This window comes from Agarivorans sp., assembly GCF_050295395.1.
In the GTDB taxonomy this organism is placed as follows: domain Bacteria; phylum Pseudomonadota; class Gammaproteobacteria; order Enterobacterales; family Celerinatantimonadaceae; genus Agarivorans.
The window spans coordinates 14,723-27,074 of record NZ_JBNKPP010000151.1; the positions used below are offsets into that span (position 1 = coordinate 14,723).

Below are 12,352 nucleotides of genomic sequence, written 5' to 3' on the forward strand. Positions count from 1 at the left end.
AGTGCTTGAACCTTGTTGTTTAAAATAACCACGTTAACGGGCAAAATTAAGGTGTTCATAGGCTAATACCACGCAGTGGTTTGGCAACTATGCCAATAGGGCAAATAAAGCCCGCTGCGAAGCGCAGTAAGTTTAGCAAATTTCTACAAAATAGTATCCAAACGGCTCAGCTATACCCATACTTATACACGGTATTATCGAAATTAGTCTTGCCTGTTAAGCCTGTGGTTTATTGTTGGGTTTTGTTTTAAACGCTTTGTGCCTTAGTGGCGTATAAGGATTACAGACTAGTTTTTTGGGCAAAGAGTGTTGTAGCGGAGATTCCTATGGATTATTTTCGACCCGCCTCAGAGCGTGGTTCCGTTGATTTAGGTTGGTTACAAAGCCAACATAGTTTTTCATTTGCCAATTATTACGACCCTGAACACATGGGGTACTCGGTGTTACGGGTGATCAATCAAGATACAGTGGCTCCTGCCAAAGGCTTCGCCACTCATTCGCATAAAGATATGGAAATTATTTCCTATGTCACTAAAGGCGTGGTTGAGCATGTGGATAGCATGGGCAATCGCTATCAGGTTCCGGCGGGAGATATTCAAGTTATGAGCGCAGGAACCGGCGTGAGTCATTCTGAATTTAATGCCTCCGACTCTGAGCCTCTGGAGTTTTTACAAATTTGGCTTAAGCCTCAACAGCTCGGTTTGTCGCCAGCCTATCAACAGGCCAATATTCAGCAGAGTCAAACGCTCACGCCCTTAGTCACTCCCGATGGTCGAGATGGTTCGTTATTGATGAAGCAAGATGCCGCCTTATATCGCTTGCTGCTTCCGGCGCATAGCGAGTTCCGTTTAGAAGTGATGAAGGCTTGTGGCTACTTACATGTGGTGTCTGGCGCAGCCAAGATACAGCAGGACGGGCGAGCCCTGCATCATATTCGACCGGGTGACGGCGCGGGATTTTCCGGGGACCCTGTAGTACTGTTGACTGACGACTACCCTCTGGAAGCGCTGTGGTTTGACTTACCCAGCGCTTAAGGCTTAAGCCTTAGTGGCGATCAGCTAGTTTGGATTTATATCGAGGCTAGCTGAAAGTCTGGGCTGATTTGGCTTAAGGTAATATGCTTGGTTACGTCTAGCCCGCGTAAAAAGCCGTGTTGGGTGACTAATACCGTGGTGAAGCCCTGCGCATTACCGCCGAGAATGTCGGTATGTAAGGTATCGCCAATCATGGCGATACGTTTGGCTGCTATCGAGCCTCGTTGTGCACTAATGCGTTTTAAGACTTCGTCAAAAATCGGCGCGTAGGGTTTGCCGTAGCAGCGTACCAAGGGGTAGAGTGCTTCGGGCAGGGTCAGGGTAAAACTCCCTGGCTCTTGGGAAACGCCATCTTCAAGTGGTGCAATTAGATCGGAGTTGCCCACCCACACGGTACGCGGTTGGAGATTGAGTGCTTGAATAAAGCGCTGCTGGCGTTGCTCATTCCAAGCTTGGCCACTTAAGAATAAAAACTCTTCGGCTTGCCAAAACTCAGGCTCTTGGGGGTAGAAACAGGGGCGTTCAATATCAAGACGAAATTCATCAAGGGTAATCACGCCTAAGGTTTTACTGCCGCTTAAGTCCATGGCTTGCATCAATACTTCACGGCTACTAATGATTTCTTGCTCGCTGAAGTCGTAACCGAAACGCTGAAACTTCTCAACCAGCTGGGCCTTGTTTTGGGTGGCAGCATTGGTTACTACCATGACCATCTTTCCCGCTGCTCGTAATTGGGCAATTTGCTCACAGGCACCAGCAATCGGGCTTGAACCAACGTTGAGTACGCCGTAGGCATCAAATAGAAATACATCTATATCGTCGATTAAATCAGTGATTTGCTGAATCACTCTATTAGCCTGTTGGCCGCGATTTTGAGGAAGTCTTTCTGGCATTGCTAGATAGGCAGAGAAGGCCTCGGAGGGGCTGTTAAACATAGTTACAACTCGATAAAAATTTGCCCATACTCTGGCAGTTTTTCCACTGAAAATGAAGTCGAAAAACTGTTTATTCGCTGACAGATTACGTCAGCAATACTTAGCTTGGTTGGGCTCTAGCAGAGAAAAGTGATTCTTTACTTGGCTTAATTTTTATAAACATTACACTCTAGCTTTTATTTTTTAGCCAAGAGTGATTATGCAATACCTGTTAGCTGTAACCTTATTGTGGGCCTTTTCCTTTAGTTTGATTGGCGTCTATTTAGCCGGCCAAGTGGACGCTTGGTTCTCGGTACTGCTGCGCATCGCCCTTGCCACCTTGGTATTTCTGCCATTTTTAAAACCTAAGTCGCTAAGGCCGAACATGGCCCTTAAGCTGATGGTGATAGGGGCGATTCAGCTGGGCTGCATGTATGGCTTTTATTATCAGTCGTTCTTGTATTTATCGGTACCCGAGGTGTTGCTATTTACCGTGATGACGCCGATCTATGTGACTCTGGTAAACGATGTGCTGGAGCGCCGCTTTAACTGGCAATTTTTGCTCAGTGCGTTTATTGCGACCTTGGGCGCGGTGGCGATCCGCTATCAGGGTATTGACCAAGGTTTTATTACTGGCTTTTTATTGGTACAGGGCGCGAACCTATGTTTTGCTAGCGGCCAAGTGGGCTATAAGCGCTTAATGGCTAACTCTAGTTTGCAGTTAGAGCAGCGCACGGTATTCGCTTGGTTTTTCATTGGCGCGCTGCTAGTGGCTCTACTTGGTTTTGCGCTGTTAGGTAATAGCGAGAAACTGCCCACCACCCATACCCAGTGGGGAGTTTTGATTTATTTGGGCACGATTGCCTCGGGTGTAGGTTATTTTGCCTGGAATAAAGGGGCAACCCTAGTCAACGTGGGGGCCTTGGCGGTTGCCAATAACTTGCTGATCCCCGCGGGTATCGCTGTAAATCTATTAATTTGGAATCATGACGCCGATGTACTGCGTCTTAGCATGGGGGCGGGAATTATTATTGCCGCACTGGCTTTAAATGAGCGTAGCTGGAAAAAACGTAAGGCTAAGTTAAGCGCCTCTTAAGCACTGAAAGCGGTAGGCCACGGCAGTTTGTGGCCTACTAGTGCTTATGTTGATTTGCCGCTAAGCCAGCGGCTTGGCTTACTCCACTTTATGGCAGTTCAAAGGCTTGTTTTATTTGCTGAAAGCTCACTAACTTAAAGTTTTGATTTAGTAGCGCGTAGCTTGGGTCAACGTTGTACCAGTCTTGAGCAATAAATAAACCTTCAGGGTAGGCTTCGCCAAGGTAGGCTGCAGTAACACTGATGCCATCGGTATCGCTGGCCCCGTCAAAACCTTGTTCATCGTCGGCAATAATCGCAAAACTACCCACCAGCTTGTTCTGCTGATTTAGATCATACAGCACGTAGCTGTTATTACCTTGGCTAGAAGCGATTAGGTATTTATTGGTGCCGTCGTCATACAGGCTTAGCCCTTCGACGTCGGCGACCAGCTGTTGCCCATCAACGCTAGCGAAGGCGGTGGCTTCGGTGCTAGCGGCTTCATCGGCGTTAAAGCTCCAAATACCTACATCTTCTTCACCCACATATAGCGTGGCGGTTTGGTCATCAACCACGCAGCCTTCGGGTTGGCTAGCCACTTGCAGCTGCCTCACCATTTGCCCATGAATACCTTGCTCGCTAGGGCTTAAACGCCATTGTTCAATTACCCCATTTTTGCCGTTTACAAACACATAGGGGGTATCATCGGCGGCCAAATACATACATAGGCCATAGACTTCATCCACCGAAGAGACCAGCTGCTCTTGGTCTAGTTGTTCACCTAGTGCGGGCAGCTTAACGATGGGATCTTGACCATTACTGGCTGCCTGAATTTGATAAAGACTAATGGTATTGAGTTCGCGGTTAGAGGCTGCGGCAAGAGTGAAGCTTGAGCCATCCCAATTGCTGATGTTTTGGCGTAAATCAACGTTATTAGGCTCCCCTTCTTCTAAGTATTGCACCAGCTCACCGTTTAGCTTGTAAGCCATTAACCCGCCTTGTTTATTGGTGGCAATGATTAAGCTGGCGCTAGGGTCATCTTGGTTGAGCCAAAAAGCGGGGTCATCGGCGGCGTCGCCATCGTCGTCTACCGCTTCGGTTTCGCCATTAGACTTCACCAATTTGATATTGCTATTGCTTAGCTCGCGGTGGCTGAGGCTGGATTCGATAGGGGCACTGGCTAGTTCTGGTAGTAAGTTAAGGCTGGCATAAGCGAGTTTTTCGTACAGTGGTTGCTCAAGTTCGCTGTTGCCTAACCACAAGCCGTCTCGTGCTACCGCTAAGGTTTTGGTTTCATCGAATCCTGCAACCGTGGTTTGGGCGCTAAAGCTTAAATCGTCGCGCTGATAAAACAATAAGCCAGCACCTTCGTCGGCAACTATCAAATAACCCTTGCCATCTTGCTGATAGCTCAGGTCGATGCCTTCAATTTCTTGTAGGTGGCCCAGCGGTGCTACACTGTCGACCAGTTTACGCTCTTTAACGTTTTCTGCGTCGGCGCCATAAGCCCAAATGCCCACATTTTGCTCGGCGATATACAGGTTTGCGGTTTCATCATCAACCGCACAAGCGCTAAGTTTGCCGCCTACGTTAAGTTCGCGTACCGCTTGTGGAAAGCCGTTTACGTCAACAATGGTGCTATTGATGTTGGCGCCGTCATAATGAAGCTTGTACTGCTTAGCAATGCCTAAATCGGAAACGCCAATAACGCTTAACTCGCTGGTGGTGGTATTTTTGTAGAGGCAGAGCGCTTCGGCAGGAAAGTCGAGCACCAATTGACCAAGGCTGAGTAGTTCTGGTTCGGCCTTGGCTTGATGAGCAATGGAGTAAAAAGCAATGCTCTGCTCATCGGCTAAAGCTAAAGCCACCAGATCTATGCTGTCACCGTTACTGGCGGTAATCTGGTAGCGCAGATCGGCGCTGGTCACTTCGCCTAGTTCGGCATGTAATAGCTGTTGACCTTGGGTATCAAATAGAGCCACACCATCGCCTTCCAAACTGACTAACAATAAATCTTGAGAGGCGTCACTGGCCGACTGCCAGACTGCAGCATCGGCAATATCTTCATAGCTATGGGATGTTTTCAGCTCGCTAGTTAGCAAAACTTCAGGATTGGTTTGACTAGTGTTATCGCTGCCACAGCCGCTTAGGCCGGCGGCAAGTAATACGCTGCTAAGAGCAAGAATACGCATTTAAAGTTTCCTTTGTGGGTTTAAAAATGTGGCTAAACGCTAAAAGACTGAGATGACTTTTTTGTGACATAACAACGCATTAAAACCGCGAAATCGCTGCTTTGACCCCTTTGTTAGCGCTTATTGAGCTGTTGTGACTAAGTGGTGAGGGGGATTGAGCAAACTGAGCTTAAGCTACGCACTATGGTTGTGAGCGTTTTGGCGGCCACGAGCTCAGTTAGCGCTAACAAAACTGCCCAAATGACTGAAAAAGGCTGAGCTATTCAGACTATTTTCATATTTCTTGTATTGTTGACTGTTACTCTCTGGGCGTTTAGCACTTTAGACGTGCCAGAGAGGAGGTGACAGTGGCAGATGCCCTAATAAGAATTTATTACCAAGTGGCTGCATTTTTTAGTGCGCTGAAGCAGTACTGGTATTGGTTGTTGCTATTAATGCTGCTATTGGCTGCTCAATTTGTATTGAATAGTTACGTAGGCGAGTTCAAGCTGCCCACAGAATGGGACTGGGTCGATATTGTGGGCGAGGGACTGAGTGCCTTGTTGGTCTTATGCTGGTTGTTGTTGATCTTGTCGGTGCGAGCCAAAGGGCGGGTCACGCATTTATTTGCTCTGGGTTTAATCATGCTTGACCTAGCCTTAGTACAGGATTTTCTGGATGAATTTATTCGCTTGCCCGAACACATTCAATGGGACAGCTTGTTAGAGGCGAGCCCGGTTGGTTTGTTGCTTATTACGGCTGCATTTTGGTGTTGGCGCCGCGAGCAACACACCACCAATTTGTATCTGAGCAAACGGCAGCATATTTTTAGTCATCCTAGCGCCTTAGATAAGTCGCTACATATTCCTGATTTGGCATATTTGAAGCACACCCTGTTAAAACGCAGCGGTAACTTGCCTCAATGGCAACATACTGCCTTGTTGCTAATTGAAATTCGTCAGTTTAATCATTTGCTGCATCAACATGGCTCTAAGCAGGCCGATGCACTGTTATTGATGGTCACCGAGTTGCTACTGCTTAGCCTGCGGTCAAATGACTTGTTGTGTCACTATGCTGGTGCTCGCTTCGTGATTGTTTTCAGTGAGGTACAGCTTGAGCAGGCTCGCAAACTGGCAGTTGAACTTAAGCAAAATATCGAAAATTTTAGCCTGCCAGTTGTCGGTGAGGCGCAGGCTTGTCGGCTAGCCATAGATAGCGGCTTGGCAATGGGCGGCGCTGCTTCGTCATCGGCTGTGGCAGTGCAAACATTGCTAAACCAAGCGCTTGACGATTTGGATGAGAATAAACAGGCTAATGACTAAATCTCAGCCCAGTTTTGGCAACCTGCCCTTGAGCTGGTGGGAGCGTGAACAGGCCTATATTCCGGCGCAAGGGCATTTGGCGCTGCTTTTAGATTTACTGGCCGATCGCGGCTTAAATTTTAATTATGTACTGAGTCGAACCAGTATCTTCTATGAAGATGTGTTTAGTGGTGAATATCGCGTTAGCAACAAACAGTTGGCGCAGCTTTGTTTGAATATAAGCAAGTTGCCTGGCCAACAACAATTGAGCTTTTTGTTTGGTCAGCGTTTGCTTCCGGGAATGTTTCAAGACTACTCCCACTTACTTAGCCATGCACCGAACCTAGCCAGTGCTTTAGCCATATTAGAAGACTACGCCAGTATCTACTTTCCTATGTTAAAACTGCGCACCCAGTTGTCGGCACAACGCTGTCAGCTGTTTGTGGAAGATGCTTTTGGTGAGTTGGCGGCGCATAAATCCAGTGGCGACCGGCAAAGACTTCGCATTTGGTTGATTGAAGCGCTTTTTACTGCGGTATTATCATTTTGTCAGTGGCGAGCGGCCAAGCCCTTACCTTGGCAAGTGAATTTGGCTTTTCCTGCTCCAGCATGGCCAGAACTATACGAGGTTTATCTAGGAAGAACGCTGAATTTTAACTGCGCCTATAGTAGTTTAAGTATCGATGTGGCTTATTTAGAGCCTCTGTGGCCAGAGCACTCTGAAACGCGTTTTCGTTTGGCCTTGGCCAAGCTTAAACAGAGCCAAAGTAACCAGGGTTTACTGAGTTTAGTGCGAACGTTAATGCGCCAAGAGCTGCCACACCTACCTAGCTTAGCTGAATTGGCCGAGCAGTTGGCGATGAGCCCTGCTACCTTCAAACGAAAACTGCAACAGCACCATAGCTGTTATCGCATACTCTGCGATGAGGTGAGGCAAGAGCAAGTATTCCACTTGCGCGAAGAATATGGCTACAGTGATGAGCAGTTAGCGCAGCAACTGAACTTTTTCGATGTGAGTAATTTTCGTCGTGCGCTACGCCGTTGGACTCGCAGCTAGGTTTGTTCTTAGCCGCTATCATGGTCTTATTCTGTTTATGATATGCCAGTATTGAGCATCGAAGATATTGTTAGTTACCGCAAAGCCAGTATCAGGGATAGTTCTGTTTAAAGGACCGTTTTGCTTAATATTACCAGCAAGACTCAAATTTAAGTCGTAGAATTATCAGGCGAACTCGCTGTTTAGAGCCAAGAGCTGAGTTTAGCGAAGGTATTGGATTTTTAACTTTACCACTCCGTGGGCGGAGCGGTATTTATTCAAGGAAGAAAGATGGAAGATTACCTACAAAATCTGGATGTGAACCAGTATTTTCCCATGCTGGTTTCAGGTGCTACCAATGTGCTTGTTGCTGGTTTAATTTTGATTATTGGCTTGTTCGTAGCCAACAAAGTGGATCGGCTTATCTGCGGTATTGGGGCTAAGTACCAAAAATTAGACGATACGCTATTTCGTTTTTTGGGTAGCTTAGGCAAATACGTGGTGCTGGCCTTTGTAGCCATCGCCGTACTTAATCGTTTTGGGGTGCAAACCGCTTCCATTGTGGCGCTATTGGGGGCGGCAGGTTTGGCGGTGGGTTTGGCCTTGCAAGGCACTTTATCTAATTTAGCCGCTGGTGTGATGCTATTGATCTTCCGCCCTTATAAGGTGGGTGACTTTATTAACGCTGCTAGTCAGTTTGGCCAAGTGCAGCAAATTGATTTATTTACCACTATTTTACAAACCTTCGATAATCAACAAATCATTGTGCCGAATAGCCAAATTTGGGGCAGCCAAATTACCAACCATTCGCATCATAGTGTGCGGGGTGTGGATATGCGCTTTGGGGTGGCCTATAAAGAAAATACCGACCAAGTTCGTAAGGTGATTGACGCGGTGTTGGCGGCTCATCCGCACATTCTTAAAGATCCTGCCCCCTTTGTTGAAGTGGAAACCCTTAATAATAGCTCGGTGGATTTTTTGGTAAGGCCATTTTGCCAAGGCGAACATTACTTTAACGTATTATATTCGGTGCCTGAACTCGTTAAGAAAGCCTTAGATGAGAATGGCATCGAGATCCCCTTCCCACATCGTAAGCTGATTATTGAAAAGCAAGATTAATTAACGGTTTTGGGCAGGGACAAGCTATGAACCTGCCTTTTCCCCTATCGACCCGCTTAGCCTTAAGTTATTATTGTTGGCTTAAAGGGAAGTGGGGACGACCTCACCGCTCCAATCTATTCAGGGGACGACCCCATATTTGAGGTTAAAAATATGGCGTGGTTATTCCTTATTCTGGCTGGTCTATTTGAAGTCGCTTGGGCCATCGGTTTGAAGTATAGCGATGGCTTTCGCAATCCTGCTGCTTCCGCGTTCACCCTGTCTTGCATCGTGATAAGCTTTTTTCTGTTAAGCCTAGCCTTACGCAGTCTGCCACTGGGTTCGGCCTATAGTATATGGGTAGGGATTGGTGCTATCGGTAGTGCTTTGGCGGGCATCCTGCTGTTTGGTGAACACCTAAGCCTAGTTAAGCTGTTGAGTTTGGGTTTTATTGTTGTTGGTGTAGTGGGAATGAAGCTGGCCACTTAAGTTGCTGAGTTTTGCCTCTATGGACTCAAACATGCTGCCAGCTTCCCTTTGACTTATTGCCTTGATTAGCAGAGAAAAAGGCTAGGTTGCGGCATGCTTTGGTGCGGTATACGGGGTGGCAAAGAAACTGTGTGAAATCGTAATTTTAGCTGGTAACGTATTATGAATTTATGCTGTTCTCAGCTTACGTCGATAACTAAAGGAGCGGTAAATTGTTCATCAATACCTTAGATAAATTGGTGTTTAGTATTTTATTGTTAGCCTCGTTTCAGCTTCCTTTGTTAGCGAACGACTATTTGCAGTTGGTGAACGGTTATTTTCTCTCTACTCAGGCACAGGTTGAAGCCTATCAATTAAATGCCCAGCGCCATGAATACTCCGATGTGTATGCGATGATTGAGGATTTTAAGCGTAATCCAAATTTGGCGGTGCGCAGTGATGCGCAGTTAAAAGAGCAAACCATGCAGCAGTATCAGCGTTTAGCGCAGGCCTTGCAAACGCTTAAACATGGCAACTGGTTGGAGAAAACCCGCTTTATGTTTTCACCCAGCAATTGGCCTTTATTACGCGAAGTGAGCCTTAACTTTCAGCCAGGTATTCCTTTAAACCTGATGGCAGTGGCTTATAGTTTTGTTACTGCTTTGCTGCTAGGCGCTCTGCTGCTGTGGCCATTGCGAAGGCTGGTCAGGCCAAAGCGTAGGTTTTAAGTTTTATCTTGGCTAGCATTAGGCTTAAGTGGTGATAATGCTGCATATCAATTGTTGCGCTTGGTTTATTTGAGCTCATTACCCCTCGTTACGCGAAGGGGACGCCAATAATTGTTGGCCGTTTTGAATCAAAGCGCTGCTGTTACTTCGCGCATTTTAGGCCTTTAGATGAATAGGTATGAGCGTCCGTTTCTTATGAAAATTTAACCTTTGATACAAAAACATTGGCTCTTTTAGGGGGGGAGGTTGTTTGACTATTTCCCTTTAAAACAGAATGTTACAGAGTTGTGAAGGAAGCTGTTCGCATATGGCTAATCCTCCGCTAGGTTAGAGGTCATGGATAATTTAGCACAGCTCACACTATTAAAATATTTTTAGAGTTTTAACTTTATAGTTTAACCTATCAACAGAATTTGAGTGAAAAACATACTAAGTTAGCGAGGAATCAATCGTAATATAAAAGGATGGATCCTTATGCAAGTTAGTAAACACCTTCTCGCTCTTTCTATAACGTCTGCGCTTGTCGCCTGTGGAGGTGGGGGAAGCGAAACGCCTGACCCTGTCAATACCGTCAGTGTTAGCGGTAAAGTAATAGATGGTTATATACAGGGCGCCACTGTTTTTCTCGACTTAAACCTAAACCGTCAATTAGATGAAGGTGAACCATCAGCATCTTCTGATGATACGGGTAGTTATTCGATTGAAGTGCCGGAAACATTAATCGCTCAAGCTCAATACGCCCCAATCCGTGCTTACCTTGGTGAAGGCGCAATCGATTTAGATACAGGTGAAGAGTTTACTGACTCACCGGTACTGCTCTCCAGCCCCCCAATTAGCGATTTAAACATAGACACTCCACCCGCTCCTGCAGTAGTTACTCCATTCACCTCAGATTTAATGAATAAGGTAGATGAGACACTTGAGCAAGTGGTGGTAGGTTCCGTTGAACTCTCACAATTGCTGGCTGAATTACAAGCCGCAAAGTCTGAGCTGGCAGAGGAGTATGGAGTCGACGATGCTGATGCGCTACTTGGTGACTTTCTTGATGATGAGAACGTCCCAGCCGAGCTTAGGGAAGAGCTTAGCGCTGCAGCAGAAAATCGTGTGAATGAGTTACAACAAGATTATCAGCGCCAAAAAGATGCTGAAGAAGCTGCTGAAGAAGGTCAAGTGGTTAAAACTGGCTCAACTCGTGAAAGCTTCGTGGAATGGCATACTGGCGAGTTATTGCACTTATTAGTGGAATGGACACAAGTGATAACTGAGAATGAGGATGGTTCAAAAACCACTGAATTGTCAGGTGTTAAATACTTCTGTGAAAGTGATTATACCCTCAAATTAAATGGCTCTAATGAACCCATTGTTTATGAACGCTACGAAGTGGTTCAACACCTAGATGGACAAGGTGGGTTTACTGCTACCAGTAAGTATAACTCTGATAAAAACGCAGATGGTGAAGCTGCGTTCTTTGGACAATCGTATCGAGTTGGTACGGTATCTGAGGATTTGAAAACTTGGGAATTTGTAGAGTATTTTGATGAAAACAATCCAAGTGATGATGACTCTTCATTAGATGATTTCGGCCGGGTATATGACGACCTTGATTTAGCGGCAGCTGTTATGTCTGGTGACCTAACTGGCGTGGATATGATCCAATACAAGCTAGAAAAAACCGAGCTAAATGAATTGGGTGATCTAGTTGAGATCTACAATTTTAAAGAGTACTACACAAGCAGCTTTGAATCGATTGAAGTATCGGAACCTAGTTATGCAGAGATGCGAACTACTACGATTAATAGCGAGAGTACTACCCACGTCGTGGAAAAAGACTGGCAAGGCGATGGGAGTATCAACGATCGTAGCGAGCAGGTGAGTTATGCTTCCGGTACTAAAGTGGTTAAAGAGGCCTATCCTGTATGGGCATGGCGTGGTGACGATGTTTGGGAAGAATATGCAGACTATCGTTACGATGGGGGGCCTCTTGTTAATTACTGGTATGAAAAAGAAACCACTACTCAAATGGTTGACGGAATTCAAACTGAAACCGTGAGTGGTAAGCGTTATGTTTTAGACACCGAAACCAATACGGCTGGAGAAGACAAACAGCTGTTCCAAGAATATATCAGCACTAATAGTTATGTTAGCGATGAGTTAACTATTGAAGTGACTAGTTGGACTCATTATGCCTTGGATGATTATGACTTTACTGTTGCAGAAGATGACCCCGGCCATAAAGTGACTTATTGGACGCTTGATTCTGCCGAGTACAACTTATGGGTGGGGCATGAATTTGCTGAATGGGGCTCTCAAGAAGTTACCGACTTAGCTGAGCAGGTAGCAAGTCTCGTGGCTAGCGGTGTTGCTCTGGCCGATATTGGTGAAGAAGACATTCAAGGTATTAGTTCATACAACCGAGAGCTATTCACCGATAGCTTCCTTTACGACCCAGATGGTGAGCCTCGCACTTGGTATGTTGTATGGGCAGATAATTCCGTAGATTATCCTGAATGGACTTTGGAAGAGTTTAG

9 protein-coding genes and 1 pseudogene are annotated in these 12,352 nt (G+C 46.1%); 8 read left to right on the forward strand and 2 right to left on the reverse strand.

Going from position 1 to position 12,352, the window contains the following annotated elements; all coding sequences use genetic code 11:
- Positions 1 to 326 precede the first annotated feature (326 nt).
- Complete coding sequence (locus tag ACQY6Q_RS08800) at positions 327 to 1,034, forward strand: pirin family protein (RefSeq protein ID WP_427980296.1); 708 nt, start codon at positions 327 to 329, stop codon at positions 1,032 to 1,034.
- A 35-nt stretch (positions 1,035 to 1,069) separates the two neighbouring features.
- On the opposite strand, the gene ACQY6Q_RS08805 is transcribed toward ACQY6Q_RS08800, so the two are convergent.
- Positions 1,070 to 1,969 carry an HAD-IIA family hydrolase gene (locus ACQY6Q_RS08805; RefSeq protein WP_427980300.1) on the reverse strand — a complete coding sequence of 300 codons (900 nt, stop codon included), beginning with the start codon at positions 1,967 to 1,969 and terminating at the stop codon, positions 1,070 to 1,072.
- 199 nt (positions 1,970 to 2,168) lie between these two features.
- Between ACQY6Q_RS08805 and ACQY6Q_RS08810 the strand changes: the two genes are divergently transcribed.
- Positions 2,169 to 3,044: a DMT family transporter gene (locus ACQY6Q_RS08810; protein WP_427980302.1), complete on the forward strand. Its 876-nt coding sequence runs from the start codon at positions 2,169 to 2,171 to the stop codon at positions 3,042 to 3,044.
- Between the two features lie 88 nt (positions 3,045 to 3,132).
- On the opposite strand, the gene ACQY6Q_RS08815 is transcribed toward ACQY6Q_RS08810, so the two are convergent.
- Complete coding sequence (locus tag ACQY6Q_RS08815; protein WP_427980305.1) at positions 3,133 to 5,214, reverse strand: phytase; 2,082 nt, start codon at positions 5,212 to 5,214, stop codon at positions 3,133 to 3,135.
- A gap of 347 nt (positions 5,215 to 5,561) precedes the next feature.
- Here ACQY6Q_RS08815 and ACQY6Q_RS08820 point away from each other — a divergent pair, with 347 nt between their 5' ends.
- The 6 genes and pseudogenes from ACQY6Q_RS08820 to ACQY6Q_RS08845 all read left to right on the forward strand — a co-directional run.
- Entirely contained in the window at positions 5,562 to 6,515 is a 954-nt protein-coding gene (locus ACQY6Q_RS08820) for a diguanylate cyclase domain-containing protein (RefSeq protein WP_427980307.1), read from the forward strand.
- Complete coding sequence (locus tag ACQY6Q_RS08825) at positions 6,508 to 7,551, forward strand: AraC family transcriptional regulator ligand-binding domain-containing protein (protein ID WP_427980310.1); 1,044 nt, start codon at positions 6,508 to 6,510, stop codon at positions 7,549 to 7,551. The genes ACQY6Q_RS08820 and ACQY6Q_RS08825 overlap by 8 nt, the downstream gene beginning before the upstream one ends.
- 270 nt (positions 7,552 to 7,821) lie before the next feature.
- Positions 7,822 to 8,649, forward strand: a complete 828-nt coding sequence (locus tag ACQY6Q_RS08830; protein ID WP_427980312.1) for a mechanosensitive ion channel family protein — start codon at positions 7,822 to 7,824, stop codon at positions 8,647 to 8,649.
- Positions 8,650 to 8,802: 153 nt separating this feature from the next.
- Complete coding sequence (locus tag ACQY6Q_RS08835; protein ID WP_427980315.1) at positions 8,803 to 9,117, forward strand: DMT family transporter; 315 nt, start codon at positions 8,803 to 8,805, stop codon at positions 9,115 to 9,117.
- A gap of 212 nt (positions 9,118 to 9,329) precedes the next feature.
- The gene (locus ACQY6Q_RS08840; RefSeq protein WP_427980317.1) at positions 9,330 to 9,824 is read left to right on the forward strand and encodes a DUF2937 family protein; all 495 of its coding nucleotides are present in this window, start codon (positions 9,330 to 9,332) and stop codon (positions 9,822 to 9,824) included.
- Positions 9,825 to 10,298: 474 nt separating this feature from the next.
- Positions 10,299 to 12,352 (forward strand): annotated as a pseudogene (locus ACQY6Q_RS08845) (hypothetical protein); the annotation flags it as partial.